Below are 26,182 nucleotides of genomic sequence, written 5' to 3'. Positions count from 1 at the left end.
TTTCGGCTTAGAACTAGTAAGCCATTCAATTAGGTCTTATTATACAGATTTATTAAAAACAACCTTATGTTGTGCTTCACGACCAAAAACCATAAGGGTGGCAAAGACGGATTAAACGATGGTCTTGAGCAAATTCCACAGCATAAGCTTTTTGGAGGTGTCTTGATTAAGGTCTACAAGGTCATGTGCGTAGATAGCACTGCCTTTATTTATTTTTAGAATGCTGTATTCTGAAGACTGCACATATTGATTGTGAAATGAGAGAAATAGCTTCAGGTGTTGGACTAATTTTAATTGTTCAGGGTGCTCATGAATAATTTCATATTGACCTTCTTCTATATTAATGGCTCGCAATAATTTATTGAGTGTTTCCTTTTCTTGACGCCCTAAATTATCCTTTAATAAAATCACTACCTCTTTTTGGTCCTTCTGAGTTTCAGCTCCATTTGATTTTGACTGTACCACATTCTTCGGCTCTTTGACCAACTGTTTGTCTATAGTATCCTTCTGCACTTTATATTCAACCGTATCGCTTTCCTCCTGAAAAACATAAATTTGGTCACCATCAAATAGTTGCGTTAAGTAATCTTGATCAATATCCATTACTCATTTAGTTTAAAAATAGACTTCAATTCTGTAGCTTCTTCTGGCTTCATTCTCTTACCTAAAACTAATCGTAATTGCCTTCTTCGCAGAGCCCCATCAAAAAGTTCTTGTTCCTCATCTGTTTCAGGAACTAATTCAGGAACGTCAATCGGTCTTCCAGATTGATCCACAGCAACAAATGTAAAGAAAGCTGAGTTGGAAGGATATTTTTTTCCCGAAGGGATATTCTCCCCTTTAACCACTATATGAACCTCCACGGAAGAACTAAACGCTCTAGTTACTTTAGCTTCTAAAGTCACTACATCTCCCAGGGCTATTGGATGTTGAAAAGAAATATTATCAACCGAAGCTGTGACTACTATTCTGTTGCAGTGCTTTTGAGCTGCAATAGCTGAAACAATATCCATCCAATGCATCAAACGTCCACCCATAAGATTATTGAGCGGATTGGTATCATTGGGCAATACCAATTCGGTCATTATAGTATAAGTATCTTTTGGGTTTTTTGCTTGTTTTGCCATAGTAAATTTAATTTGTCACAAAGATAAAACATAGATATCAAACGGACTTCTAAAAACGGAAATTTACTGACCTCAAATTTTCAAGTACCATCCCAAATAAATTTTGTCATATATATTAAAATAAATAGATTTTTTTTACCTTAACAAATAAATGATAAATCAAATTATTAAGACATTCCCCGACTATTCATGACACTTGAAGAAAAAGATTGGACTATACCTCTAATTTATCTATTTGCGGGAATAATATGGATTGGTCTTAGTGATGAATTACTATTTTTTTTGAGTGATAAGTTCCAGTTTAGCACAAATACGCTTAACAGCTTAAGCCAATGGAAAGGTTTCTTCTATGTTGCTCTAACAACCTTTCTCTTGTACTACTTAATAAAAAGAAAAACTAAGCTCATTTTATTTGTTATAAACGACTTTAAGCGTCTATTCCATGATAACCCTAATCCAATGTATATTTTTGATATCCATACCAAAAATATCATGTTAGCTAACAAGGCTGCAAGTGACCAATATGCATATACGATACAGGAATTGTCTCAATTAAATCTCCATGATTTAAGACCTGACTCAGAAAAGGAAAAACTGAAAGCGCATCTACAAAATTTGACCGATGACTTTAAAGATAGTGGGGAATGGATTCATCAAGATAAAAATGGTCAGCTTTTTTATGTAAATATCTTCTCACATAAAACCGTCTATAGAGGAAAAGAATGTCGAATTGTGAATTCCATTAACATCAATAAAAAAGTTTTAGCGGAAATGGAGCGTGCAAATTTTGAGAAAGCGTTGGATAAAGCTGCCTTAGTATCTGTAACAGGCATTGATGGAAACTTTCAAGACGTAAACAGTGAGTTTTGTAGGGTAAGCAATTACACCAAGGACGAATTAATTGGACAGTCTATGGAAATTTTGGAATCGGGAGAACACGATTCCAAGTTTTGGAATGATATGTGGAAAAAAATTAAGGCGGGAGAAATATGGAGGGCAGATGTTAAAAATAAAAGCAAATCAGATGAGTATTACTGGGTAGATATTGTAATCAGCCCAATTAAAAATCATGAAGGGCAAATCTACAAATTCATGTCAATCAGTTATGACATTACTGAAAAGAAAAAACTAGAACTTAATCAACAAAAGTTGCTGGATGATTTTACTGAATATGCCTTTCAAACTTCACATGAGCTGCGAGGCCCTCTAACCAGCATGATGAGTTTCACTTTACTATTCGAAAAATATGAAAACCAATCTCTTCTAATTGAGAAATTAAAAGGCACAGCAGCCGAAATGGATAAAGTCATTAGAAAAATGAACGACAGCTTAAGCAGAACTGCTTTGGAACTTATTCAAGAAAAAAGAGATAATCAATCTTCAGGATAAGGCACATAAACAAAGCTGGTCATATCTGTATCAACTACGAAGAGACAGCAGAATTCATCCGGATTTTTATAAGCTCTTTTAAATTCCTCCACTTTATCTTCATCAACGATTTTCCTCTGAATAAACTCATCCAAATAAGTGATGAAATAATTCCAGGTTAGATTTAATTCTCCTGCACCGATCAATACTTGCCCGATCGGTTGCTCAGTTTTACAAATAGGAAAAATAGGGAATTCCGAAAAACCTTGCTTTCGAACGGCATAGGAAGCCTCTTTTAACGTTTCAGAAATGGCCACAAAATCTTCCGTGATTGTACCTAAATATTTTCCGTTTAATTCGGGATTATTATCCATAATAGTTAATCTATTTTAAAGCATTGCCTCATCAGCAAAGCTGTAGTACTTATCTTCTGCAAAAATAATATGATCTAAAACCGGAATATCCAGCAAAAGACCGCTTTCCTTCATTTTCTTTGTCAAACGTATATCTTGCTCGCTTGGGTTTCGATTTCCAGAAGGATGGTTATGCGCTAATATAAGCGCTGAAGCCATCTGGTCAATAGCTTCTTTAAAAATGATTTTAACATCTGCTACAGTTCCTGAAATGCCACCGCTACTAACCCTCTTCATTCGAATAACGCGGTTTGCCCTGTTCATCATTATGACCCAAAATTCTTCATGATGCAAATCTAGCATTACTGATTTAAGCAAATCATAAGCATTTTCAGAGGAAACAATTTTCGGCTTTTCCTGAACAGCTGATTCTTTTCTCCTTCTACCTAATTCTAAAGCCGCGATAATTGAAATTGCCTTCGCTTCACCAATTCCTCTAAACTTCATAAGTTCTTTCACCGAGAATTTAGCCAAATGATTTAGATCATTGTTGACGTCTGCCAGGATATTCTTACCAACATCAATGGCTGACAAAGATTGTGTTCCTGAGCCTATCAAAATAGCAATTAACTCAGCATCGGAAAGGACTGCTCGACCATGGGTTATTAATTTTTCCCTTGGTCGGTCTGCTTCGGCCCAACTTTTAATACTAGAGACTGCATCGTACTGTTCATTTTCCATTTGGGTGCCGTTAAGGTTGAACTTTTAGAACCCAAAATTTATGAAATTAGTACAAACTAAAAAAGCCTCAACTGATAGAGTTGAGGCTCAAGACTAATATCTTAAAAATTCTTAAGCTAATTTAGCTACGTGCTTGGCTAATTTAGATTTGTTATTATCCGCTTTTTTCTTGTGGATAATATTCTTCTTTGCCAATCTATCCAACATTGAAGTTACAGTTTTCAATAAGTCTTCAGCTTGCGCTTTGTCTTCTGTAGCTCTCAACTTACGGATATAAGTTCTAGTGGTTTTAGCCTGATATCTGTTTCTCAAACGTCTTGCCGCACTTGAGCGAATTCTTTTTAATGCTGACTTGTGATTTGCCATATTGATTTATATCTAATGAAATTCTTGCTTTCTTTTTAAGGACTGCAAATTTAAAAGAATTTGTTTTACTAAACAAAGCCAATTCGTTTTTATCAGCATTTATTTTTGCGAATAGCAATAAACTCTTCCGAAATGGCTGTTTTTATTTTTCAAAATTGTACAAAAATAGGCTTTCTTCCTAAATAATAAACCATTTATTGAATTCTACTCGATGTTTTTTCGAATACAATTTTTACTTTAGATTCTGAAACAGCCAAAATCCTGAGATGAAACGTTTTTACTTGATAGTATTCATTTTAATATTTTTCTCTCCAACACTTTCTTTTCAAAATATCAGAAAAGCAAACTGGGGCTTCTTTGCACACCAAAAAATCAACAGATTAGCAGTTTTCACGCTTCCACCTGAGATGATTACTTTTTACAAGCACCATATTCAGTATATCACAGAAAATGCGGTGAATCCAGACAGAAGACGCTATGCGGTGGATTATGAGGCCCCCAGACATTATATAGATTTGGATGTTTATGGTGATAGTGCTGTATATAAAATGCCTCGTTCCTGGAATGATGCAGTGGAAAAATTCACAGAAGATACTTTACAGGCCTATGGTATCGTACCCTGGCATGTACATTTTGTCACCTACCAACTAACAGAAGCCTTTAAGAATAATAATGCCGAGGATATTCTTCGATACTCAGCTGATTTAGGTCATTACATCGCAGATGCAAATGTCCCATTGCATACCACGAAAAACTACAACGGTCAATTAACAGGGCAATACGGGATTCATGGTTTTTGGGAGTCTCGTTTACCTGAACTCTACTCGAATGAATACGATTTCTTTATCGGAAAAGCTGAATATGTGGACAATACTCAATTTGCCATCTGGAATGCTGTTAAAGATGCTCATTTAGCATTAGATTCAGTATTTGGTTTCGAAAAAAAATTAACCGAAAAAATGGCTGATGACCGAAAATATAGTTCAGAGCTAAGGGGAAATGTAAACGTAAAAGTCTACTCAAGAGATTTCTCTAAAGCTTATCACGATTTGCTAAATCATCAAGTAGAACGAAGAATGAAGAACTCTATTAAAATGGTGGGAGATTTCTGGTTTACTGCTTGGGTAAATGCCGGACAGCCCGATCTGGATATTTTAATTGATGAAAGAGCTATTTTCAGTACTGAAGAATTCATTCCCCAGGATAAAGGAGAGGAATTAAGAATACATGAAAGCGGTGTTCAGAATTGAATTTATATCACAAAAGGCATCAGCTTTTTTACTAATGCCTTTTGTGATATTATGTTTCCCTAGAAATAATAGGAATAATAGCCCTTGACGCCCTTCTTATTGACTCCACGAACCACTACTTTTCCCTTTACAGATTCTAAGATATCCGATAGTTCTTTAGGACTATTCACCTCAGTTCCATTGATGTTCGTGATAATAAAGCCTTCGTCAATATTTAACCTCTTAAAAAACCCATTTTTTACATCTACTACTCGTACTCCACCAGTGATATCCAGTAAATTTCTTTCAACAAGGGGAACACTTTCAAATTCAGCACCTAATGATTTAGAGAAGTAAACGTCTCGTTTCAGTAATTCTGTAGTATTTTCACTGTTAGTCAGAATTAATTCCTTTTGAATTTTTTTCCCACTTCTATCAATGGTCAAATAGAGTTTATCACCCGGAGACAACATGCTCAGCTTTTCCTCAAACTCTGAATGTGTAGTAATATCTTCGCCATTTAATTCTCTGATGATATCTCCTTTCTGCAGATTCGCTTTATTAGCTGCACCTTTTTCTTGAATGTAGCTTACTACAACTCCATCTAAATCTTCAGTTTCCAACTTTTCAGCTATTTCGGTTGTAAGACTTGAAACTTCTGCTCCTAGAAAAGCCTTTTGTACCATACCATATTCTATAATATCGGTAGCTATTTTTCTGGCAATATCAATGGGGACAGCAAATCCGTAACCAGCATAAGAACCTGTTCGTGACAGTATAGCCGTATTAATTCCTACCAATTCTCCCTGAGGGTTTACCAAAGCTCCACCGCTATTGCCTGGGTTGATAGCGGCATCCGTTTGAATAAAAGACTCAATTGGAAAATTGCTTTTCAAAATATTAAGTTCCCTACCTTTTGCACTTACAATGCCAGCTGTTACAGTAGAGGTCAAATTAAAAGGATTACCAACAGCCAAAACCCATGACCCTACTTTTAAATCTCTTGAGGATCCGATGGAGATAGCTGGAAGATTATTGTCATCAATTTTCAAAACAGCCAGATCGGTTGATGGGTCTCGTCCGACTAAGCTCGCTATATAGGTTTTCTTCTTTCTGACTACTTCTATTTCGTCTGCTCCTTCAATCACGTGATTATTAGTAATGATGTAACCATCCGATTTGAAAATAACTCCAGAACCAGAGCCTACTTGCTGCATACTTCCGCCTCCACCAAGCCATAAGTCTAACCAAGAACTCCTGCCATAGGCTTCTGAAACCGTTTTAATGTACACTACACTTTCACGGCTATTTTTGGACGCCTCCACGAAATCTAAATCGGGTATTGTGGCAGTGGAATTCGCATTATCTGCTGTATAATTCTGATTCGATACCTGGCTAATCGGAGTCTTAAATGAATTTTCATTTATTTGGGAATCTTGATTTTTATCAGTTAGTTGCAGAATAAGAAGGGCTCCTACAATTCCTCCTAGAAACGCACTTATTGTTGTTTTCAAATATTTATTCATTTTCTATTTATTTTATCCTTTATCTACTTAATGAAATTAACTGACATATATTGTGCCGATTGATTTTACGAAAAAGTAAATAGTTCTGTTTTGAAACAAAAAACGGCAGTCCTAACAGACTACCGTTCCACAGTTTTAATGTTAACCTAAACTGTGTATTATCCTCCTGCCCTGTTCAATTCTTCTAGATTACTATTTCTTTGACGGGCTTTAAATTCTTCACCTTTGCTAAACATATATCGTAACGTAAATCCTATACTTTGTTGTCCAAAATATTGACTAATTTCATTAATGTTACCATTAAAATTTGAACTCCCTTCAAATCTTCTGGTTCTGAAGATATCTGTAATATTTATGGATGCATCAAACTTCTTATCCATGAAGCTTTTCTTAACTGCAAAATCAATGCCCCATTGTTCGCCAATTGCATATAGTCCCCAAACTGTATTAGATCTATAGTCACCATTAAGCTCCAATTTGAAATCATTTGGTAGTATGAAAGTGTTGCCCATTCTAGCGAAAGCTGAGGTAGCATTGTTCTCCACTTGGTTTCCGTTTAAATAGGTAGTGAATTCCTGGTGAAAAACGGATATATTGCTATTGATTGACCACCATTTGAATGGTTGAAAGGGAATTACCGCTGTAGCACTGTAGTTAACTTGATCGTCAATATTTTCTTGGATAAACACAGTTGTCCCGTCTTCAGGATTTTGTGTAGGGACCTCTGCTATGAAATCACTTGTTAAACCATAATTCAATACTAAATTATATTGACCTAAAATGGTTTGTGTTACGGACATAGAATGAGTAAACTGTGGCCTCAAATAAGGATTTCCCTGAGCCCAGGTGTATGGGTCCAAATACATCACAAATGGGTTTAGATTATGGTAGTTGGGTCTATCAATTCTACGGCTGTAGTTATAGTTCACTTGATATTGATCTGATATATTATGCTGCAAGAAAAAGCTAGGGAAAAGATTAAAATAATTTCTCTCATTTACTGTATTTAGGGTCAGAGATTCTCCAGAGGAAACCGTTTGCTCCCCTCTTAAACCTACTTTATATGATACTTTTTCACCAATGGCTCCCGCAAAACTACTATAGCCAGCAAAAATTTGTTCTGTATAAATAAAATGATTGGACCGATTTCGATCGAGTGTTTTCTGATTATCCTCAATTTCATAAAAATTAAGTAAATTATCCGAAACCACATGGCTTGCTTTTAGTCCCGCTTCCACCTTAATTTCATCAAGTAATTTTGCTTCAAAATCCACTTGTGCTGAATAAATATCATATGCAAATGGGTTCTCATTTTCTAGTCGCTCTACGGCAAATGGCTCACTATTATTTTCTTGGAAATAGCTGTTAGTAAAAGTAGATCCTCCATCATTAAACAGTCTAACATAGTTTAAATCCGTGGTGATTTTCGTGCCGTTAGTATCCAATTTGTGAACATAATGCAAATTAGCCTGTGTATTTAAAAACTGGTAATCAATTTGATTATCAGAATTAATCATGAAATCGTTAGCACCTTGCTCTAAATCAGTATCGATATTAAAGTCATGGTAGACATCTTGTCCATAAACATTAACCATCACTCCAACAGACTGCATATCATTTATGTCATAATCTGTTCCTACTCTAATCGATGGAATCACTCTGTTTACATACTCTTTACCTGTTTGATCAAAAATGGTCAGAGTACCGTCAGTCTGTGTGATTTCTCTGTAAAACCCAGCATCTCTGATTCTTCCTCTTTGAGATAAATCCGCATTGACAAATGAATTCCACTTCCCTTTTTTATGGTTCAATTGTATTCCTGAGTTATAATTTTGCATTTCATTATAACGATAGCTTGCATTTATACTTCCATTGATTCCTTGAATACTATTTTTCTTCAGAGTGATATTGATTATTCCAGCATTTCCCTCTGCATCATATTTAGCAGATGGATTATTAATGATTTCAATAGTTTTGATATTATCTGCAGACATGCCCTGTAACATATTCTGTAAGTCTGTAGCAGATAAATAGGATCTTCGACCATCAATCATTACTTGAACTCCAGATTTGCCATTCAGCTGAATATTTCCGTCTTGATCCACGAATACGCCTGGGGACTTTTCCAAAACCTCATATGCCGTAGCACCTGCTGCCATTGCAGTTCCTTCTACTGAGACAATCATTTTATCTGCTTCTACAACTACTTGTGGACGCATAGCTTTCACTTCTACAGCATCCATCACTTGCACATCTTCCTGCAGTCTAATAGTGGAAACATCAACAGTTGAATTAGTAGCATTCACAACTATGCTTTTAGAAATGTAGGTTTTAAAACCAACAGCGGATATTTTTAAATAATATTCACCATACTCCACATTGATACTAAAAAGACCATTTTCATTGGTTATACTGCCCGTTACTAAACTTGAATCAGTAGCTTGGTAAATCGCTACATTGCTATAAGGAAGCGAGGCATTTTGGGTGTCAGTCAAGACACCTTTGATCGAGCCAGTTTGCGCTTGTGCAAAACTGCTTAACAAAAGAGTTAGCGTTATTAAAGATAAAAAAGTTTTCATGTTCTTGAGCGTTTGCATTTTCTTGTCCTTTAGTTATTAGATGCGTTTATGCTAGCTCTTGATGCACGGAATGTGCCATATTGTATAGGTGGCTTATTCTAGATGTAGAAGGTGATTTTAAGAAATTTCAACATAATCCATGTACGATTTTGAACACTTTTTAATTTCAGAAACGAACAATCGTACAAAAAAAAGACTGATTGACCACAAAATTTTTAAGAATGGAATCACGGAAACCCAAGCCATAAAAAAACCTGTGAAGGAAACTCCACAGGTTACTGAAATCTATATTAAAAACCGGAAGCTTATTTTAGACAGCGATAATCACCCTTTAAATAATCTCCAAATCCTTACCAATCTCTTCAATTTGCTTTAAAGTATAGTCTAACTGCTCGGTTGTAAAGCCAGCGGTAACTGTCATTCGCACTCTAGTTAGCTTCCTCGGAACTGCTGGATACGGCACTGGATTTACAAAAATATTTCTCAAATGCAATCTATATGTCATTTCTTTGACCTTGTTGTCATCCCCTATGATAATAGGAAAAATCGCAGTTTCAGCATTCCCAATATTAAATCCTGCTTTCAACAATCTTTCTTTAACGTACTGAATATTCTCCCAGAGTCTTTCCTGACCTGCCTCATTATTTTCAATTAGCTTTAAGCCTTCCAAAGCCGCTGCAACTCCAGGCAAATATGGGGAGGTGGAAAACATGTATGACCTACTACTATACTTTAAATAATTGATTAATTTCTGGGAAGCGGAAACAAACCCTCCTACAGCACCGACAGATTTACTTAAGGTACCGGTAATAATATCTACCTTTCCCTCTAGACCAAAATAATCAACAGTCCCTTTTCCATTTTTACCAATCACTCCGGTTGCGTGCGCTTCATCCACCAAAACCCATGCCCCATAATAATGCGCAATGTCCAAAATTGCTGGCAAATTACATATGTCACCATCCATGGAATACACACCATCAACCACAACTAGTTTATTAATAAACTTATTTTGGACACTTTTCAATACTTTCTCCAGCGATTCGGGGTCATTATGTGCGAAGAACTTCTTATTAGAGCCTTTACTTCCATCAATCAGGCTGGCATGAGAAAACATGTCATAAATAGCGATATCCTTATGACCTAATAGCCCTGAAATGGTCCCAATATTGGCCGCGTAACCAGAAGTATAGACTATTGAGGCTTCCATAGCCTTCATTGAGGATATTTTCTCCTGCAACTCTCTTATGATGCCCATTGTCCCACTCAATAACGGAGCTCCACCAGCACCTCCTCCATATTGATCAATAACTTCATTCACCTTCTTCAATATTCTCTTGTCTTGAGTAAGATTCAAATAGTCATTGGAAGCAAAATTGAGCATCTCTCTGATCTCCTTCGATTCCGGATCAATTACTTTGGAAACTACCTTTGAGCCATCAATTGATTCTCTTTCATATAAAAATCGGTTACTTTTTTTCATATCCGAAAACCAACTATTCATCATATCCATTCGACTATCCCATTCGGCATATTCGAGTTTGGGATCACCTGTGAAATTATATAAAGAATATTTGTTGGCATCTATTTCCCCTGCAGGAGAAATATCAAAATACATATGATCTACATTTTGCTCATCGAACAGATGATAATGCTTTCTATATGGGGTTGAAGATAAAGACATATTGTAAAATTTTGGTTTATGAACATTTACAATTTAAGGCCGCTTTGTTTAAAATTCAAACCTTAAATACTGTATTTAATACTATACTAATAAACTGAATTAAGGTAAAAATGTTAGGTCCATGTTTTTGTCTAGCATCCAGCCTGTTATGCTATAGCGAGTTTTATAGGACATTAATACCTCATGTTCCAGTTCGCTTCTAAATAGAAGTAATCGTCCAGCAAACGGCTGCACTTTCTCAATTGTCCCACTTGGATAAAGTGCCAATTCCCCTCCATGACCATCTTCCCAATTTTCGTTAAGATAAAGAACAAAAGAAATTACCCGATGAGCGTTTTGTTGAAATCTATCTACGTGTTTCTTATAAAAGGTATTTTCAGGATAAATAGCAAAATGGGTTTCAAAGTCTTTAATTCCTAGATAGCAGGTTTCATTTAATTTATCTTTCAGTAATTCAATTTGGTTTAAAAACTTTTTGACAATCTCATGCTTGCTACCTCTGTCTATCCATTGTATAAAATCACCTCTTATGCTTTTGTCTAACTGAAAAAGGGCTTGTTTACCAATTCCTGCCTTTTTAAAATCACCGGAGAGACGACCTTCGTTAGCAATCGAAACGAGATTCTTTACATCTTCTAGCGAGACGAAATCATCCCAAACATAGTATCCTATTTCACTCAATTGATCTATTGCTAAAAGAAGCTTGTTGGAACTTATATTCATCTGCCGCAAAAATAGCTTAAAATTTCTTTAAAATTGAAGTTTCTTTACTCAAGCAGTAAATTTTTCAACAAAAAACATAGACCTACTTTTAACGTACTGTTTTTATAGGTAGATTTATCAGCCATTTTACAACGCACGAACTTCAACCAGCCCTTACGCTTTTTAAAAAGTAAGAAATTTTATTTATATGATTTCACAGAAAGAGGGAGCAGTTTTAGTTTTCGATTTACATTTTAAACTAAGAACTACAACTGACGAAATTATTGCCTTTTTAAATCAATTTAAAAACGCAGAAATTAATCAGAGTGAATTTTATGGAAAAGTAAAATTCCAAACCATTATTGACATTCTTAATCACAATAAGCATCTTAAAGGCAAAGAGGAAGCATTTCAGAAAGAATTGGATGGAATGTTTTATGAAATTAAGTTAGAAATATGTAGAAGATTAAGGGTTCTATTAGCATTCGAACAATTAAGCAATGCATTAAAGGAAGATTGGCAAAAAATTAAGGTTTTCAATTCTATTTTAATTGACTTAAAGCAGCAAGGCCTGTTTAATATGTTTGAAAACTTAATGAAGGAAAACAACATCAATCTAGGAAAACGGATTGCCTTTGAAGAAAAATACAAACCTTTTACACCTAATTTAAATGGAAAGAAAAATCAGAATCATTTCAAAGCATACCTAAAATCAAACCATTCTGATGTGGTCTCTGATTGTGTGCTTTGGTTGAATTCATTGGAATTTGAAAAGGCATTTAAAAATGATAAGCAATCAAGAACTGAAATACCTGTTCATGAGCTTCCTGAAGAATTAATTTACGAAAAAATTATCCCCAAAATCATTGATCGAAATACATTGGATTTTAATGTTAAGGAAGGTAACATCCAAAAATATAAAGAGACCTTTACTCTCGCCAACTATTGCTTAAGCAAATTGGAATAACAATTAGAGATCTCTACTTATTCTCAATTAGTGCTATCTCATCTTTCTTCAGTTTGTCAACAATCAAGCTACTCGCACCAATTATAGGGGCAGATTGATTCTGCAACTGAGAAGAGATTACTCTTACCTTACCTTTAAAAACTGGCATTAAGTTTAACTCTAAGTGCTCCTTAACTGGATTAAAAATTAAATCCCCTGCTTGAGATAGTCCTCCAAATATAAATATCGCCTCGGGGTCTGTATGAATTACTGTATCAGCTAATTTGGTCCCTAAAATCCTTCCCGTATATTCAAATGCTTGCTTGGCTATAATATCGCCTTTTAATGCATATTTAGTAATCATTTCAGGACTTAATTCGTCAAAACTAACAGATCTTAAGGCACTATCCTCGGTATAATCAGCCAGCAATTTATAAATGGTTCTTTTGATTCCTGTTGCAGAAACATATGTTTCCAAACATCCTCTTTTACCACATCCGCAAAACCTTCCATTTCCATAAGTAACAGTAGTATGCCCTAACTCTCCTGCAAATCCATTTGCTCCATTCACTAATTGTCCATTACAAACAATCCCAGCACCCAGGCCAGTACCTAAGGTTATGACAATGAAATCTTTCATTCCTTTAGCACCTCCAAAAATCATTTCCCCTACTGCTGCTGCATTGGCATCATTCGTTACAACAACTGGCACCGAAAACTCATCTTCCAAGGTTTTAGCAAGGGGTAAAATCCCTTTCCATCGTAAATTGGGAGCATGTTCCACTGTTCCTTTGTGGTAATTAGCATTTGGAGCACCAACTCCAATTCCAATCAACTCATGTTTGTCATGATCCAAACCTTTTCGAATTTCATTTGACAAAACATGAATATAATCTGTAAAAACAGCTTCTGTTTGAGTTGGAATTGCTCCTTGATATAAAACTTTCCCATCCAAAGTTACAATACCAAATTTTGTTCCCGTACCTCCTATATCGATCCCAATGCTAACTTTCATATCAATAATATTTAAGAACTGCTCTGCAACTTTTCACCTGGCTGCAATACTATTTTCTATAATGCTTTTTAATTAAATAACTTACCAATAAATCAATAGGTTCCTCTACAAAGATCCCCTTTTTTAACTTATACTCCTCTACCACCTCATTCACAATTTCTTCAAAGAAATAAGGGACAGAGCCAACAAAATGAATGGGGAGATTTTCATAATTTTTAATGCTACATATATATGTTTTCACAAACTCTGAAATACTTTCCTTTACCAGATTGTGTAGATATGGATTCTCGATCCTTTCCTTTATGAATTGACTAAAGGTGCTTAAGTAAACGTTTGCATATGGTTTTATGTAAACATTTAAAAGAATATCCTCTTTTGTTAATTGAAACTCACGTTCCAAATCCCGAGATATTTCAACAGGCAGTTGCTTCTTCAAAAATTTACTTAATAAGAGCTTTCCAAAGTGGCTTCTACTACCTTCGTCACCCAAGATGAAGTCCATTCCGCTAACTTCCTGGCGAACTATATCCCCATCAAAATGACAGGAATTAGAGCCTGTACCCATAAGGGCAGTTATGGATGGTTCGCCATTAAAGGTGGCAAATGCAGCTGCTACAATATCTTCCTTCACATAGAGGTGCGATTTATTGAAAATCATAGAAAGTCCTCTTTCCACCATGGCTGCGAAATGCTTACTTGAACATCCTGCACCAAAATAATAAACAACTTCAATTTCGGAACTATGATCAAGTATATCAGGCCCAAGAGATTTTACAATATCACTAATGGCTACATCATCCATAAAAAATGGATTTATACCCTTGGTACTTTTCCGCACCAAAGAATCTTGAGCATCAACCAACTGCCAATCACATTTTGTGGAACCACTTGTGCCTATTAAAATCATAGCTTATATTGATAAAATTTTAGCAATTCTTAAATCATCTTTATGAATATCTTTTGGCTGATTCATAATATCATCAAATTTATTGAATATAATATCGTGATGCCTAATGCCAACCATAGCATCAGTTTTTCCCTGGTCCAAACCTTCTATTGCCGCAACACCCATTTTACTAGCCAATACTCTGTCAAAATAAGTAGGAGTCCCCCCTCTTTGCAGATGACCTAATATAGTAACTTTTGTGTCAAAATAGGAAGATTTTTCTTTCACCTTTTCTGCAATTTCCATTGCGGAACCAGATTTTCCACCCTCAGCCACAATTACTAAACTAGAAGTCTTCTTTTTCTTACCCCCTTTATTCAATTTCTCCACCAATTCGTCAATTGATGTTTCTTCTTCTGGAATTATAATGGAAACAGCACCACCAGCAATCCCACTGCTGATCGCAATATATCCTGAATCTCTACCCATCACCTCAATAAAAAACAAACGATTATGAGACAATGCTGTATCCCTTATTTTATCGATAGCCTCTACTGCCGTATTAGTTGCTGTATCATATCCTATTGTATAGTCTGTTCCTGGAATATCATTATCAATCGTACCCGGGATACAAATATAAGGAAGGCCATGCTCTAAATATAAATGATGCATTCCCGTAAATGAACCATCACCACCAATACCTATCAATCCATCAATATTGTGTTTCTTAAGCTGATCGTACGCTTTTTTCCTACCTTCAGGAGTTCTGAATTCTTTGGAACGTGCAGATTTCAGCATTGTGCCACCTCTCTGCAAGATATTAGCTACTGATCGCACATCCATCTCTTCAAAATCACCCTCAATCATGCCCTCATATCCCCGATATATCCCAACAATCTCCTTATTGTAATATATACCTGCTCTCACCACAGCTCTAATAGCTGCATTCATGCCGGGGGCATCCCCACCTGAAGTAAAAACACCAATTCGATTCATCTTATTCATCTAAAAAATTATTCGCCCCGCCAAAGATAGTGTAATGAGTACACTTACCCAATACTATTTTACTATCTTTGCAATACTAATTGAATAGAAACATGTCAGAATTCCATTACAATCCGCATATATCGGTCGACTGTGTCGTTTTTGGCTTTGATGATGAAAAGATCAATATTTTATTAATAAAGCGAAAGCAAGAAAGGGAAAATGTTTATGCATTACCAGGAGATTTAGTCCAAAGAGGGGAAGATTTAGATGTAGCTGCAAATAGAGTCCTTTTTGAACTCACTGGAATGGAAAATTTATATTTAGAGCAATTTAAGACTTTTGGATCTCCAGATAGACTCTCAGATCCGGTTGATGTGGAATGGATTAATTCGATCAGGGAACATCCCGAAGCGAGGGTTATAACTGTTGGTTATAACTCATTAGTTAAAACTGACGATTTCGATTACAGACCTTCTTCATTTGCTGAAGAGGTGCTTTGGCATCCAATTGAAAAACCGCAAAAACTAGGTTTTGACCATAATGAAATCGCCAATACAGGTTGGGCTATGTTAAGGGAGAAAATCAAAAGGGAGCCCATTATTGCATTTTCCCTGCTACCTCAGAAGTTTACTTTAAGGCAATTGCAGACCCTTTATGAAGCTATTGTTGGTCAAGAATTGGATAAAAGAAATTTCAGGAAACGGATGCTAAGAAATAAGTTTTTAGTCCCAATGAACGAAAAGGAAACTGGCGTTTCCCATAAACCAGCACAATACTATTATTTCGATGACCTCAAATACAAAGAAGATTTTGCTAAGGACCAATGGTTTTTATTTTAAGTATTCTTTCGTATTTTTAACTAATGAATTTGACTAAAAATAATCCCTATACCAATTGGCAAGAAACCCGCAAAATAGGTCGCTGGAAATTTTCTATTGCTTATGGTATCAGCTTTGGATTGTTTATTTTTTTCTTCAATCTTCTACATTTTCTATTTACTTCGACTGATCTAATTACCTTTTTATTTACAATAGAATTTCTGTTAATATCTATTCTAGGGTGTATTTTTGTCTACTATACCTTAATGTGGTGGATTCAGGAAAGATTATATCAAAAAAGGAAAAAGTAATTAAATAAATGTGTGGGATAGCAGGGGCTTGGAGAAAAAAGGGTGCATTGGACAAAACCCAATTTGAAAATGCATTGAATCTTATGCAACATCGGGGCCCTGATGCAATGCACTCCATAAAAACACAAAATCTAAATCTAGGTACCCAAAGATTAAAAATAATCGGCATTGAGGAAGGAAATCAACCCAGAAGTGATAAATCGGGAAATCATCTAGCATTTAACGGAGCCATATATAATTATCCAGAATTAGCCAATTCTCTAAATATTTCATCAAGATCAGACACAGAAATCTTATTTCAGCTTATTTTAAATAGAGGAATTGTTAAAACTCTTAAAGAAATAAGAGGAATGTTTGCCTTTTCATTTTACAATGCACAAGAAGACCTATTTTATTTGGCTCGCGATAGAATGGGACAAAAACCACTGTTCTACTATCAAGATGAGGGAATACTGCTGTTTGCCTCAGAAATTAAAAGTCTTAAAAAACTGATGCAGCTCAATGACATTGCGGTTCAAATCAATGAAAATGCTATTTATCATTATTTGTGTTACTCTAACATCCCTGAACCAGAGACTATTTATGAAAATGTATTTGCTATTCCACCTGCCCATTTTCTAAAATATCAGAAAGGAAAAACCAGTATAACCTCTTATTGGGAACACCAATATTTGCCTAAAGAAAATCTTTCATTTGCGGAGGCAAAGGTAAAAGTTCAGCATGCCATTGAGAATTCTGTAAAAATTAGGTTAAGGGCAGATGTGAAAAAAGGACTGTTTCTATCTGGCGGATGGGATAGTTCAGTGATTGCATTGGAAGCCTCTAAACATGAGCAAAATTTGCAAGCTTTTACTGTTGAATACCCTTTTCAAACTAGCCAAAATGAAAGCAAGATAGCAAGTGAAACAGCGCAAAAATTTGGCTTAGAACATGAAGTAATTAGAATCGATAAAAGTCCATTGACGTTGTTGGAAAAATCAATTTCAACTTTTGACCAACCGTTGGCAGACAGCAGTGCCTTGCCCAATTTAGCAATAGCTGAATCCGCTTCTAGGCACGTGAAAGTGATGTTGAATGGAGATGGAGGTGATGAGTTATTCGGAGGGTATAGAAGGTATTTTACCGCTAAAAACATCTCATATTTGGCATTTACCCAATATCTCAATAAAATTATACCCAACGGAGAAAGGCGATCCGAATTAGGCTTTCTTAAAAGAACTGCCAGGATCACCAGTTCATCAGATTCAGAAAGGTATTTATTATTCACTACGGACATGTTCCAAGACCATGACATTCCTTCCTTATGGAATCATGAGTTGGAAACTTCCACATCTAACCTAATTAAATCACACTTCAATAAGAATTTATCAGATTTAGATCAATTGATGCATTGGGATCGTACTTTCAATCTACTCTCTGGCATTTTAGTGAAAATGGACAGAGCAAGCATGGCGTATTCTATTGAAGCTAGATCTCCCTTTTTAGACCATCAACTGTTTGAATTAATGAATCAATTTCCTGATTCATTTAAAATTTCAGGTTTTAATAGAAAGCATATTCTAAAATCTATTTATGCCCAACAGCTTCCTAAATCCGTGACAAAAGCAACAAAGACTTCCTTTGAAGCACCACTCGGAAATTGGATAAAAAATGATTTTAGAACGCTCATCAAAGATCTACTTCTCAATCCGCAGGCAAAAATTTATAAGTTTGTAAACTATACAGAAATCATGCTGATGATGAAGGGCGTGAAATATCAGGAAAGAAATACTCAATACATGATTTATAGCTTGCTGGTGCTAGAAATGTGGTTACAAAAAGACAACTAAAAGAAATTATCTTGAATAATCGAAAAACTTTAGCAAAATTCGAGCATGAGTTATAAAGAAATAGACCCGAAATCGATTAAAACACCAGAACTGCACGGCCTATTATTGGGGGCTATTGCCCCTAGACCTATTGCCTTTGCCAGTACTATTGATCAAGAAGGAAATGTGAATTTAAGTCCCTTTAGTTTCTTTAATGTATTTGGAGCAAATCCACCCATACTCATCTTTTCTCCTGCAAGGAGAGGTAAAAATAATACAACCAAACACTCCTATGAAAATGTGAAAGAAATACCTGAGGTTGTCATTAACATAGCCAATTATCCTATGGTGGAGCAAATGTCTTTGGCTTCTACAGAATATGATAAAGGTGTGAATGAATTTATAAAGGCAGGATTCACACAGGCTAAATCGACAAAAGTAAAACCGCCAAGAGTGGCTGAAGCGCCTATTGCTTTTGAATGTAAAGTCAATGAAGTGATAGAAACTGGCAAAGAAGGTGGTGCAGGAAATCTTGTTATTTGCGAAGTTATTCATATTCATATTAATGAGGAAATTTTAGATGAAAACGGAAAAATTGACCCCTTAAAATTAGATCCAATTGGTAGGCTCGGAGGGAATTGGTATAGTCGATCCAAAAAAGCACTATTTGAGGTTGAAAAGCCGTTGCAGAAGCTGGGAATAGGTATTGACGCCCTACCTGAGGAGATAAGAAGAAGTAAAATGTTAACAGGCAATGATTTAGGAAAACTGGGAAATACGGAAAAAATTCCTGAATCTGATGATTTACAAGGCTTACAGCTACCTGATAAGTATCAAACATTTACTGAAGATAGCAATGAACTTCACGAGATAGCTCATCAGTTATTAGAAGAAAATAAAGTAATGGAGGCATGGAAGGTGCTTCTGCGTTAGAAACCCTTATCTAAATGGATATTTAATAAACTTAATTCTCGATTGGCCATCTATGCTTGCATAGGCAATACAATAAGCTTGAGCTTCTTGGCCAATTCCTTTCATCCTTAATTTTACATCAGAATTTGTGAATTCATCACTCAAAAAATAGTAAACTTCAGTGCTTCCGTATTTAGTATGAGGTAATAAATCAGCATGTTTTTCCATTTCTGACCATAATGTATCATTTATCGAATAAGCATAAACTCTGTGAATTGGTCCGATATTATTTCCATTTCTCATAAATGCCAGCTCCTGAAAGCCACCTTTCAATGAATTTATATTTTCTGATGTCAGTAAAGAATATATAATCATTGATATGATCAAAATGGAAATAGTTAAAATTATTTTCTTCATCTTTATTTAGCCACTAATTAACGGTCAGAATAATATGACCACCCATGTATTAAACTTATAAAAGATGAACAATATACTATTTATAATTTTAGTTTCTTTGATGAAAATATTATTTTGAGAAATGTTTAACCAAAAAAATTATTGCAATGAAATTTAACACTAAAAACAATTTAGATAGAGTAATCTGTAAGACAGAGTATAATGCAGATGATAATTGGATTTACTGCGATTGGGAAGGATATGCAAATGTTGATGCAGTAAAAAGTTGGGGGCTAGAGTTTGCTGACCTCATTAAGAAAAGTAAATGTCCTTATTTACTAAATGATGATAGCAAATCAACGGGTCCATGGACTCAGGCAATGGATTGGATAGAATCAGTTCTAATTCCAAAAGTTATTGAATCGGGTCTAAAATATTATGCTCATGTGGTATCCAGTAACACTTTTTCTGAAATGTCAGCCAAAGAATTAAATATGAATATTGGAGGACATTTAGAAATGGCCACTTTCAAAACAGTTGATGAAGCGAAAGAATGGTTAAAATCTAAACAATCATAAAGTATCAAGGTGGTCTTTTAAAGGCTAGGTTCCTTTAAAAGACTACTTTATTCTTACATTTGCACTTCGCAACGCTGGTTTTCTATTAAATTCTTTTGCTTTTCAACAGTAAAAGCAGATTTTTCACTTTCCATTTGCTCTTGATAACTTTTTCTTAATTGCTTTCTTTTCACTGCTTCGGCAAATCTTCTTAGGTCGTCCTTAGATTTAAGGATCAACTTTGGGACCGTTTTCAAACTACCATCCTCATTTTTGGCTACCATTGTAAAATAGCTGGTATTGGTATGCTTAACCAATCCAGTTTTCACATTTTCTGCAATTACTTTAATGCCAATGATCATACTGGAATTTCCAACATAATTTACTGAGGCCAGCATTGACACTAAATCTCCCACTTCCACTGGTTGGAGAAAATCCACATTATCAACGGAAACCGTTACGCAATAAGCCCCACTATGCTTGGTGGCAGTAGCATAAGCCACCTTATCCATTAACGAAAGTAGAATTCCGCCATGTATTTTACCACCGAAATTGGCATAAGAAGGTATCATCAATTCGGTAATTGTAGTCCTTGAATTTTGGGCTGATTTGCCTTGCATATCACTTATAATTGTTAAAACTTCAATTTACTTAATTTTTACTTAAGCATTATCATAAATCCTAAGTCCAACAAACACCATTCTCGTTCGTTAGGGTTGCAGAATGATATCAATCACATAAAAACTAGCTGTAAATGAGATTCATTTTGCTATCAATAGTATTCATTCTTTCGATTGAACTTCCAGTTTTTTCTCAAAGTAAATTAAAAGCTGCTGAAGAGTACTTTAGCAAAAAGTATAATATCATTGAAAATGGAAAGGCTAATAGTCAAAACATAGATCGAGCCATCCAATTATTCGGAGAAAGTACTTCTGAACCTGATAAAACCATAGGTTTACTGAAAAGCTACGAATTCAAAGCTTCATGGACCGAAGTTTCAGAAAGCGAAAAAAGGGACTTATACGAAAAAGCAATCGCTTTAGCTAAAAGCAAAGCTGGAGAATATCCTAATAATGGTGCGATAGCTTATTGGTATTCAGCAAATTACGCCAGATGGGCAAATCTAATTGAAATCACTGAAGCAGCACAAGAAGGTGTTCTTGATAAAATCAAAAAATTGACTGAAAGAGCCATTGAACTAGATAAAAAATATAATCAAGCAGGCGCTTTACGATTACTAGGAGGATTGCATATGGAAGCACCAAGTATTCCTTTGATTCTTAGCTGGCCTTCCAATGAGGTAGCTGAGAAATTATTGAAAAAAGCCTACAGCATAGCCCCTGAACACACGGCTAATGTTTATTTGTATGCTAAAATTCTTCATGTGATTGGAAAAGAGAAAAAAGCTCAAAGAATATTGAAAGAACTTACAAACAGACAGGCTAGAGAACAATATTTTTTAGTGGATAAAAAATATATCCAAAAGGGGAATGAACTTTATACCGAAAACTACTAGGGTCAGTCTCCTAATGAATTCTTGGTTACTATATAGCGAAAGGCTACCACTGCCTTTTCCCACTTTTTGAGCTTGGTCAAATCCTTTTTGGCCATGCTGGGAAGTACTACCTTATTAATTTTAGCAAGAACCTTAAAAAAACTTTGTTTCATAAAAAAATTTATGCCCCAGTAAAGGGGCATAAAATTATTTAGTTAAATGCTTTCTCAATCTTGTTTTTAATTCTTCCCTATCACTTGTAATGCTAGGGTCACTATAAATACTTTTAGACAGTTCAGCAACTGCTTTTTTCTTATAGCCTAATCTTTCTGCAATATGCTGGCAAAAAACTATTTCGCTTTTATATACTTTGCCATCAATCTTCATCAATTGAATAATATTGTACAAGTATTCAAACCTTTGGTCTTCTGATAAAGTATCCAAGTTTTTCATAGGCTCAGGATTCTTCATCATATGATAAATTTCATCCTCAGTAACCCCATTAGCCTTTCCAATTTTTTCAATTAAGTTTGCTTCTTTATCCGCCAGCTCATTATCAATTGTGGCTAATTTAATTAAGATTTTTAGCTGTTCTTTTAACATGGTTTGAGATTTAGACTTTTAAGTTTTAGTATCTATTTATGGTGTTAGACAAGAAAGATGAATAGATAACCTCCCGTCATTAACTATTAGCAATTTTAATATTTGCATCTAAAGTTAATAATACTTTTGAATATTCACATTTTTTTGTCGGCTAATGTAATTATTCCATAGTTTTTAAAGTAAAATTTGAATTGTCTGCAATACGTCATAAAGTCTTTTCTTCTATTCAAATCCGATTCCTTTTCATAAATTAGGAAGTCCAAGCATAAAACTATTAATTTCATGAAGAAGGAAAATATTCAATTCGAAGGTTCAACGGGTGATAAACTATCGGCTGCAATTCATTTTCCTGCTGATGATCAACCTCATAATTATGTCATTTTCGCCCATTGTTTCACATGCAACAAAAACCTTAATGCGGTTAGAAATATTATTTTATCCATGACCAAAAAAGGCTTCGCTGTCTTAAGTTTCGATTTTACTGGTTTGGGTCAAAGCGAGGGTGAGTTTTCTGATACTAATTTCTCCTCCAATATAGACGATTTGATTAAAGCGTCAAACTATTTAAAAGAAAATTACCGAGAAGCAAGCTTATTAATTGGCCATTCGCTGGGTGGAGCAGCAGTTTTAATGGCTGCAGATTTAATAGATTCAGTTGCTGCAATTGCTACCATTGGAGCTCCTGCAGAAGCAGATCATGTTTTAAATTTAATTGAAGATAAAAAGGAAGAAATTCTCAAAAAAGGCGAGGCTAAAGTGAATATAGGTGGAAGACCCTTTAAAATTAAAAAACAGTTTTTAGATGACCTTCAAAGTAAGGACAATCTGAAAAAGATAAAAGACTTACGGAAAGCATTACTAATTTTACATTCCCCACAGGATCAAACTGTGGACATTTCCAATGCAGCAACCCTTTATGAAAAAGCACATCATCCAAAAAGTTTTATCTCATTAGACGGTGCAGATCACTTATTGAGTAATAAAGAAGACTCACTATATGCAGGTGAAGTAATTGCCACATGGGCAGATCGGTATATTGAAAAACCAAAGCAACAAAAAATATCTACTGATTCGCAGACAGTGGCATTTATCGGCAAAAAGGAAGATCAATACACCACACAAATTGTAGCAGAAGGTCATCATTTGATTGCAGATGAACCTGAAGATGTGGGCGGTAATAATTTCGGTACTTCCCCTTATGGATTATTAACTTCTGCATTAGCCGCTTGCACAGCCATAACATTGAGAATGTATGCCAATAGAAAAAATTGGGATGTGGATGAAATTTTAGTGCATGTGGATCAAGATCAACGCTATGATGAAGACAGCCAAGATTGCGAATCGGATAATAGCAAAATCACATTCTTTGATAGAAGCATTGAAATTAAAGGCTCATTGGACGAAAAACAGAGAAAAAGACTGATTGAAATAGCCAATAAATGTCCGGTTCATAAGACCTTGGAAAGCAAAATAAAGGTAGAAACTAAGGAACGATAGGGAGTTGGAAGCTTGAAGTTTGTAGATTGTCGATCCCTAAATAGAATTAACCGTTTTGATTTAAAATACATTTTGATTTGAAAAATATTCTGGCCTGACCTTCTTATCTCATGCTAAGCTAAAATTCTTTTCTATATTCAGGCAAATTTTTAGTATTTCAATATGATTTTAAATACCATTGACTGGATTATACTTTTTGGTTTTTTATTAATTTCCTTAGGAATAGGTTTTTGGACGTCCAGAAAAAATAAAAGTGCCTCCGAATTTTTTGCAGCTGGAGGTAAAATGCCATGGTGGCTTTTGGGTGTTTCAATGGTAGCCACCACTTTCTCAACTGACACCCCTAATTTAGTAACAGATATTGTCCGCCAAAATGGTGTTTCTGGTAACTGGGCATGGTGGGCATTCCTGCTGACTGGAATGTTGACCGTTTTCGTTTATGCGGGCTTATGGAAAAAATCAGGTGTGCTCACCGATGTTGAATTCTATGAATTAAGATACTCTGGCAAAGCTGCTCGGTTTTTAAGAGGCTTTCGAGCCATCTATTTAGGATTTCTTTTCAATGTGATGATCATGGCTTCCGTGAGTTTGGCAGCCATTAAAATAGGAGGCGTTTTATTAGGACTAAGCCCTGTGCAAACGGTAGTGATTGCAGGAATTATCACAGTAATCTATAGCAGTTTGGGTGGCTTAAGAGGGGTTTTGTTTACAGATTTCCTGCAATTCTTTCTTTCTTTGGGGGGTGCTTTGGTCGCTGCCTACGTAGCTTTGAACCATCCCAAAGTTGGAGGTTTAGATAAATTGTTAGTCCATGAAAATGTGGTGGACAAATTATCCTTTTTCCCTTCATTCTCCAATCCTGAAATGTGGGTGATGCTCTTGATCATCCCTCTACTTGTGCAATGGTGGAGTACGTGGTATCCAGGAGCGGAACCTGGTGGAGGCGGATACATTGCACAAAGAATGTTTGCTGCTAAAAATGCGGATCATTCCATCAAGGCTGTATTATTTTTTAATGTGGCACATTATGCCATCCGTCCGTGGCCATGGATAATCGTTGCACTGTGTTCCATTATTGTTTTTCCCGATTTGGATAGTTTTGCGAAGGCATTCCCTGCTGTAAATTCAGGAGTGGCTACGCACGACATGGGTTATCCAGCTATGCTGACTTTTATTCCTGCAGGCCTTCTTGGATTGGTAGTCACTTCATTAGTGGCAGCTTATATGAGCACAATTTCCACTCATTTAAATTGGGGCTCATCTTATTTGGTCAATGATGTTTACAAAAGATTCATTAATCCTAAAGCTTCTGAAAGTAAGCAAGTACTGCTAGGGAGATTATTAACTGTAGTTCTTATGATTTTCAGCATGCTAATGGCCTTGGTATTGGAAAACGCTTTACAAACCTTTGAAATATTGTTGCAAATCGGTGCTGGTACTGGATTAATCTATATTCTCCGCTGGTTTTGGTGGAGAATCAATGCCATCAGTGAAATTGTAGCCATGGTGGTCAGCTTTATTATTGCACTTTATTTTGCATTTGCAGATCAGCCATTTGGTTTTGATGAGCTACTCTCCTGGCAAAAACTAATTATAGGGGTCACTATTACAACGGTAAGCTGGGTAACAGCTAGTTTTCTTACCGAAAAAACCACCGATCAACAATTAGCCAATTTCTTAAATAAAGTAAATCCGGGTGGGCCAGGTTGGAAAAACATCATTGCAAGATTATCATCAAAAGGATTAATACAGGAGAAATCTCAGAAATGGAAAGTGCCTACAGGAATCATTTGTATGATAGCAGGAAGTATGGGAGTGTATGGATTCCTTTTCAGTACTGGCTTATTTATATATGGGGAAATCTTAAAAGCCAGCGCCCTATTACTGTTCAGTATTTTATGCGGAGCAGTAATCTTTAAATTATACCCGAAAATCATCGCTGAGGATTGAGTGGTTGTTTACCTACTAAAATCTGAAAGAACAATTTAAAATCCGAGGCTAAACTCCAAAGTGGGTAGATGAAAGTAGCTGGCTTGTTTTTCTCAAAAAAGAAATGTCCTACCCAAGCAAAACCATAGCCTACAACGGGAATTAATGCTAAACCCCAATAGGTTTGGGTAATCAAAGCCCAAGCTAAAACACCAAACAATAAAGCGGTACCTATAAAATGCAATTTCCTACAAGTAGGGTCTTGGTGTTCGGTTAAGTAGTATGGATAAAACTCTTTAAAGCTTTTATATTTTCTTTCTGCCATGACCTTAAAATTTGTTAACAAA

Annotated in this window: 27 protein-coding genes; 10 read left to right on the top strand and 17 right to left on the bottom strand. The window is 35.5% G+C overall.

The genetic code is table 11. From position 1 onward, the window contains the following. Nucleotides 1-111 precede the first annotated feature (111 nt). Both AAC601_RS00795 and AAC601_RS00790 read right to left on the bottom strand, forming a co-directional pair. The gene (locus AAC601_RS00795) at nucleotides 112-603 is read right to left on the bottom strand and encodes a hypothetical protein (RefSeq protein ID WP_340152213.1); all 492 of its coding nucleotides are present in this window, start codon (nucleotides 601-603) and stop codon (nucleotides 112-114) included. After that, nucleotides 603-1,127: an acyl-CoA thioesterase gene (locus tag AAC601_RS00790; protein WP_303271897.1), complete on the bottom strand. Its 525-nt coding sequence runs from the start codon at nucleotides 1,125-1,127 to the stop codon at nucleotides 603-605. The genes AAC601_RS00795 and AAC601_RS00790 overlap by 1 nt, the downstream gene beginning before the upstream one ends. Nucleotides 1,128-1,316: 189 nt before the next feature. Between AAC601_RS00790 and AAC601_RS00785 the strand changes: the two genes are divergently transcribed. Further along, the gene (locus tag AAC601_RS00785; protein WP_340152212.1) at nucleotides 1,317-2,516 is read left to right on the top strand and encodes a PAS domain S-box protein; all 1,200 of its coding nucleotides are present in this window, start codon (nucleotides 1,317-1,319) and stop codon (nucleotides 2,514-2,516) included. On the opposite strand, the gene AAC601_RS00780 is transcribed toward AAC601_RS00785, so the two are convergent. From AAC601_RS00780 to rpsT, 3 genes are all read right to left on the bottom strand, one after another. Further along, on the bottom strand, nucleotides 2,501-2,869 hold the full coding sequence (locus AAC601_RS00780) for a hypothetical protein (protein ID WP_303271895.1): 369 nt from the start codon (nucleotides 2,867-2,869) through the stop codon (nucleotides 2,501-2,503). The genes AAC601_RS00785 and AAC601_RS00780 overlap by 16 nt on opposite strands. Nucleotides 2,870-2,884: 15 nt before the next feature. Next, a complete protein-coding gene (gene radC, locus AAC601_RS00775; protein ID WP_340152211.1) occupies nucleotides 2,885-3,589 on the bottom strand; it encodes a DNA repair protein RadC in 705 nt (234 codons plus the stop codon). Nucleotides 3,590-3,700: 111 nt separating this feature from the next. Beyond that, nucleotides 3,701-3,955: a 30S ribosomal protein S20 gene (rpsT, locus tag AAC601_RS00770; RefSeq protein WP_303271893.1), complete on the bottom strand. Its 255-nt coding sequence runs from the start codon at nucleotides 3,953-3,955 to the stop codon at nucleotides 3,701-3,703. 266 nt (nucleotides 3,956-4,221) lie between these two features. On the opposite strand from rpsT, the gene AAC601_RS00765 reads away from it, so the two are divergent. Beyond that, nucleotides 4,222-5,205 (top strand): zinc dependent phospholipase C family protein, encoded by a 984-nt coding sequence (locus AAC601_RS00765; protein WP_340152210.1) that lies wholly within the window; start codon nucleotides 4,222-4,224, stop codon nucleotides 5,203-5,205. 59 nt (nucleotides 5,206-5,264) lie between these two features. Here AAC601_RS00765 and AAC601_RS00760 read toward each other — a convergent pair whose 3' ends face one another. From AAC601_RS00760 to AAC601_RS00745, 4 genes are all read right to left on the bottom strand, one after another. After that, nucleotides 5,265-6,710 (bottom strand): trypsin-like peptidase domain-containing protein, encoded by a 1,446-nt coding sequence (locus AAC601_RS00760; RefSeq protein ID WP_340152209.1) that lies wholly within the window; start codon nucleotides 6,708-6,710, stop codon nucleotides 5,265-5,267. Nucleotides 6,711-6,868: 158 nt separating this feature from the next. After that, the gene (locus AAC601_RS00755) at nucleotides 6,869-9,289 is read right to left on the bottom strand and encodes a TonB-dependent receptor (protein ID WP_340152208.1); all 2,421 of its coding nucleotides are present in this window, start codon (nucleotides 9,287-9,289) and stop codon (nucleotides 6,869-6,871) included. Nucleotides 9,290-9,620: 331 nt separating this feature from the next. Beyond that, nucleotides 9,621-10,973 (bottom strand): aminotransferase class I/II-fold pyridoxal phosphate-dependent enzyme, encoded by a 1,353-nt coding sequence (locus AAC601_RS00750; RefSeq protein ID WP_303271889.1) that lies wholly within the window; start codon nucleotides 10,971-10,973, stop codon nucleotides 9,621-9,623. A gap of 99 nt (nucleotides 10,974-11,072) precedes the next feature. Then, complete coding sequence (locus AAC601_RS00745; RefSeq protein WP_340152207.1) at nucleotides 11,073-11,696, bottom strand: 2OG-Fe(II) oxygenase; 624 nt, start codon at nucleotides 11,694-11,696, stop codon at nucleotides 11,073-11,075. 187 nt (nucleotides 11,697-11,883) lie between these two features. On the opposite strand from AAC601_RS00745, the gene AAC601_RS00740 reads away from it, so the two are divergent. After that, entirely contained in the window at nucleotides 11,884-12,642 is a 759-nt protein-coding gene (locus AAC601_RS00740) for a hypothetical protein (protein ID WP_340152206.1), read from the top strand. Nucleotides 12,643-12,655: 13 nt separating this feature from the next. Here the strand turns inward: AAC601_RS00740 and AAC601_RS00735 are convergent, their stop codons facing one another. From AAC601_RS00735 to pfkA, 3 genes are read right to left on the bottom strand one after another with little or no spacing between them, the layout of a single operon-like run. Then, nucleotides 12,656-13,636, bottom strand: coding sequence for an ROK family protein (locus AAC601_RS00735; RefSeq protein ID WP_303271886.1), 981 nt, complete (start codon nucleotides 13,634-13,636; stop codon nucleotides 12,656-12,658). A 49-nt stretch (nucleotides 13,637-13,685) separates the two neighbouring features. Beyond that, entirely contained in the window at nucleotides 13,686-14,543 is an 858-nt protein-coding gene (locus tag AAC601_RS00730) for a hypothetical protein (RefSeq protein ID WP_340152205.1), read from the bottom strand. 3 nt (nucleotides 14,544-14,546) lie between these two features. Continuing rightward, nucleotides 14,547-15,518 carry a 6-phosphofructokinase gene (pfkA, locus tag AAC601_RS00725; protein ID WP_303272096.1) on the bottom strand — a complete coding sequence of 324 codons (972 nt, stop codon included), beginning with the start codon at nucleotides 15,516-15,518 and terminating at the stop codon, nucleotides 14,547-14,549. Between the two features lie 101 nt (nucleotides 15,519-15,619). Here pfkA and AAC601_RS00720 point away from each other — a divergent pair, with 101 nt between their 5' ends. The 3 genes from AAC601_RS00720 to AAC601_RS00710 all read left to right on the top strand — a co-directional run bounded on the left by AAC601_RS00720 (nucleotide 15,620) and on the right by AAC601_RS00710 (nucleotide 19,379). After that, on the top strand, nucleotides 15,620-16,348 hold the full coding sequence (locus AAC601_RS00720) for an NUDIX domain-containing protein (RefSeq protein WP_303271884.1): 729 nt from the start codon (nucleotides 15,620-15,622) through the stop codon (nucleotides 16,346-16,348). Nucleotides 16,349-16,646: 298 nt separating this feature from the next. Next, nucleotides 16,647-18,467 (top strand): asparagine synthase (glutamine-hydrolyzing), encoded by a 1,821-nt coding sequence (gene asnB, locus AAC601_RS00715; protein ID WP_340152204.1) that lies wholly within the window; start codon nucleotides 16,647-16,649, stop codon nucleotides 18,465-18,467. 45 nt (nucleotides 18,468-18,512) lie between these two features. Further along, nucleotides 18,513-19,379, top strand: a complete 867-nt coding sequence (locus AAC601_RS00710; RefSeq protein ID WP_303271882.1) for a flavin reductase family protein — start codon at nucleotides 18,513-18,515, stop codon at nucleotides 19,377-19,379. 6 nt (nucleotides 19,380-19,385) lie between these two features. On the opposite strand, the gene AAC601_RS00705 is transcribed toward AAC601_RS00710, so the two are convergent. Then, entirely contained in the window at nucleotides 19,386-19,775 is a 390-nt protein-coding gene (locus AAC601_RS00705; RefSeq protein ID WP_303271881.1) for a hypothetical protein, read from the bottom strand. 146 nt (nucleotides 19,776-19,921) lie between these two features. Here AAC601_RS00705 and AAC601_RS00700 point away from each other — a divergent pair, with 146 nt between their 5' ends. After that, nucleotides 19,922-20,332, top strand: coding sequence for a hypothetical protein (locus tag AAC601_RS00700; protein WP_303271880.1), 411 nt, complete (start codon nucleotides 19,922-19,924; stop codon nucleotides 20,330-20,332). A gap of 53 nt (nucleotides 20,333-20,385) precedes the next feature. Here AAC601_RS00700 and AAC601_RS00695 read toward each other — a convergent pair whose 3' ends face one another. Beyond that, nucleotides 20,386-20,931 carry an acyl-CoA thioesterase gene (locus tag AAC601_RS00695; protein ID WP_303271879.1) on the bottom strand — a complete coding sequence of 182 codons (546 nt, stop codon included), beginning with the start codon at nucleotides 20,929-20,931 and terminating at the stop codon, nucleotides 20,386-20,388. Nucleotides 20,932-21,065: 134 nt separating this feature from the next. Here AAC601_RS00695 and AAC601_RS00690 point away from each other — a divergent pair, with 134 nt between their 5' ends. Next, entirely contained in the window at nucleotides 21,066-21,827 is a 762-nt protein-coding gene (locus AAC601_RS00690) for a tetratricopeptide repeat protein (protein WP_340152203.1), read from the top strand. 2 nt (nucleotides 21,828-21,829) lie between these two features. On the opposite strand, the gene AAC601_RS00685 is transcribed toward AAC601_RS00690, so the two are convergent. Both AAC601_RS00685 and AAC601_RS00680 read right to left on the bottom strand, forming a co-directional pair. After that, nucleotides 21,830-21,979 carry a hypothetical protein gene (locus tag AAC601_RS00685; RefSeq protein ID WP_340152202.1) on the bottom strand — a complete coding sequence of 50 codons (150 nt, stop codon included), beginning with the start codon at nucleotides 21,977-21,979 and terminating at the stop codon, nucleotides 21,830-21,832. 34 nt (nucleotides 21,980-22,013) lie between these two features. Continuing rightward, on the bottom strand, nucleotides 22,014-22,409 hold the full coding sequence (locus tag AAC601_RS00680; RefSeq protein ID WP_303271876.1) for a TerB family tellurite resistance protein: 396 nt from the start codon (nucleotides 22,407-22,409) through the stop codon (nucleotides 22,014-22,016). A 282-nt stretch (nucleotides 22,410-22,691) separates the two neighbouring features. On the opposite strand from AAC601_RS00680, the gene AAC601_RS00675 reads away from it, so the two are divergent. Together AAC601_RS00675 and AAC601_RS00670 are read left to right on the top strand one after the other, a co-directional pair. After that, entirely contained in the window at nucleotides 22,692-23,906 is a 1,215-nt protein-coding gene (locus AAC601_RS00675) for a bifunctional alpha/beta hydrolase/OsmC family protein (protein WP_303271875.1), read from the top strand. A 162-nt stretch (nucleotides 23,907-24,068) separates the two neighbouring features. Beyond that, complete coding sequence (locus AAC601_RS00670; protein WP_340152201.1) at nucleotides 24,069-25,856, top strand: sodium:solute symporter family protein; 1,788 nt, start codon at nucleotides 24,069-24,071, stop codon at nucleotides 25,854-25,856. Here the strand turns inward: AAC601_RS00670 and AAC601_RS00665 are convergent. Beyond that, complete coding sequence (locus AAC601_RS00665) at nucleotides 25,840-26,160, bottom strand: DUF962 domain-containing protein (protein WP_303271872.1); 321 nt, start codon at nucleotides 26,158-26,160, stop codon at nucleotides 25,840-25,842. The two genes, AAC601_RS00670 and AAC601_RS00665, sit on opposite strands and share 17 nt — an antisense overlap. Nucleotides 26,161-26,182: the final 22 nt, after the last annotated feature.

Origin of the sequence: uncultured Marivirga sp. (genome assembly GCF_963974845.1) — a bacterium.
GTDB classification, from domain to species: Bacteria; Bacteroidota; Bacteroidia; order Cytophagales; family Cyclobacteriaceae; genus Marivirga; species Marivirga harenae.
The sequence above is the reverse complement of the archived record's forward strand: the minus strand, read 5'-3'. Positions and strand labels throughout refer to the sequence as shown.

What these genes read in the sequence shown, in the direction of transcription:
- AAC601_RS00795 (WP_340152213.1), bottom strand. Translation starts at nt 603, where the DNA reads ATGGATATTGATCAAGATTACTTAACGCAACTATTTGATGGTGACCAA.
- AAC601_RS00790 (WP_303271897.1), bottom strand. Translation starts at nt 1,127, where the DNA reads ATGGCAAAACAAGCAAAAAACCCAAAAGATACTTATACTATAATGACC.
- AAC601_RS00785 (WP_340152212.1), top strand. Translation starts at nt 1,317, where the DNA reads ATGACACTTGAAGAAAAAGATTGGACTATACCTCTAATTTATCTATTT.
- AAC601_RS00780 (WP_303271895.1), bottom strand. Translation starts at nt 2,869, where the DNA reads ATGGATAATAATCCCGAATTAAACGGAAAATATTTAGGTACAATCACG.
- radC (WP_340152211.1), bottom strand. Translation starts at nt 3,589, where the DNA reads ATGGAAAATGAACAGTACGATGCAGTCTCTAGTATTAAAAGTTGGGCC.
- rpsT (WP_303271893.1), bottom strand. Translation starts at nt 3,955, where the DNA reads ATGGCAAATCACAAGTCAGCATTAAAAAGAATTCGCTCAAGTGCGGCA.
- AAC601_RS00765 (WP_340152210.1), top strand. Translation starts at nt 4,222, where the DNA reads ATGAAACGTTTTTACTTGATAGTATTCATTTTAATATTTTTCTCTCCA.
- AAC601_RS00760 (WP_340152209.1), bottom strand. Translation starts at nt 6,710, where the DNA reads ATGAATAAATATTTGAAAACAACAATAAGTGCGTTTCTAGGAGGAATT.
- AAC601_RS00755 (WP_340152208.1), bottom strand. Translation starts at nt 9,289, where the DNA reads ATGAAAACTTTTTTATCTTTAATAACGCTAACTCTTTTGTTAAGCAGT.
- AAC601_RS00750 (WP_303271889.1), bottom strand. Translation starts at nt 10,973, where the DNA reads ATGTCTTTATCTTCAACCCCATATAGAAAGCATTATCATCTGTTCGAT.
- AAC601_RS00745 (WP_340152207.1), bottom strand. Translation starts at nt 11,696, where the DNA reads ATGAATATAAGTTCCAACAAGCTTCTTTTAGCAATAGATCAATTGAGT.
- AAC601_RS00740 (WP_340152206.1), top strand. Translation starts at nt 11,884, where the DNA reads ATGATTTCACAGAAAGAGGGAGCAGTTTTAGTTTTCGATTTACATTTT.
- AAC601_RS00735 (WP_303271886.1), bottom strand. Translation starts at nt 13,636, where the DNA reads ATGAAAGTTAGCATTGGGATCGATATAGGAGGTACGGGAACAAAATTT.
- AAC601_RS00730 (WP_340152205.1), bottom strand. Translation starts at nt 14,543, where the DNA reads ATGATTTTAATAGGCACAAGTGGTTCCACAAAATGTGATTGGCAGTTG.
- pfkA (WP_303272096.1), bottom strand. Translation starts at nt 15,518, where the DNA reads ATGAATCGAATTGGTGTTTTTACTTCAGGTGGGGATGCCCCCGGCATG.
- AAC601_RS00720 (WP_303271884.1), top strand. Translation starts at nt 15,620, where the DNA reads ATGTCAGAATTCCATTACAATCCGCATATATCGGTCGACTGTGTCGTT.
- asnB (WP_340152204.1), top strand. Translation starts at nt 16,647, where the DNA reads ATGTGTGGGATAGCAGGGGCTTGGAGAAAAAAGGGTGCATTGGACAAA.
- AAC601_RS00710 (WP_303271882.1), top strand. Translation starts at nt 18,513, where the DNA reads ATGAGTTATAAAGAAATAGACCCGAAATCGATTAAAACACCAGAACTG.
- AAC601_RS00705 (WP_303271881.1), bottom strand. Translation starts at nt 19,775, where the DNA reads ATGAAGAAAATAATTTTAACTATTTCCATTTTGATCATATCAATGATT.
- AAC601_RS00700 (WP_303271880.1), top strand. Translation starts at nt 19,922, where the DNA reads ATGAAATTTAACACTAAAAACAATTTAGATAGAGTAATCTGTAAGACA.
- AAC601_RS00695 (WP_303271879.1), bottom strand. Translation starts at nt 20,931, where the DNA reads ATGCAAGGCAAATCAGCCCAAAATTCAAGGACTACAATTACCGAATTG.
- AAC601_RS00690 (WP_340152203.1), top strand. Translation starts at nt 21,066, where the DNA reads ATGAGATTCATTTTGCTATCAATAGTATTCATTCTTTCGATTGAACTT.
- AAC601_RS00685 (WP_340152202.1), bottom strand. Translation starts at nt 21,979, where the DNA reads ATGAAACAAAGTTTTTTTAAGGTTCTTGCTAAAATTAATAAGGTAGTA.
- AAC601_RS00680 (WP_303271876.1), bottom strand. Translation starts at nt 22,409, where the DNA reads ATGTTAAAAGAACAGCTAAAAATCTTAATTAAATTAGCCACAATTGAT.
- AAC601_RS00675 (WP_303271875.1), top strand. Translation starts at nt 22,692, where the DNA reads ATGAAGAAGGAAAATATTCAATTCGAAGGTTCAACGGGTGATAAACTA.
- AAC601_RS00670 (WP_340152201.1), top strand. Translation starts at nt 24,069, where the DNA reads ATGATTTTAAATACCATTGACTGGATTATACTTTTTGGTTTTTTATTA.
- AAC601_RS00665 (WP_303271872.1), bottom strand. Translation starts at nt 26,160, where the DNA reads ATGGCAGAAAGAAAATATAAAAGCTTTAAAGAGTTTTATCCATACTAC.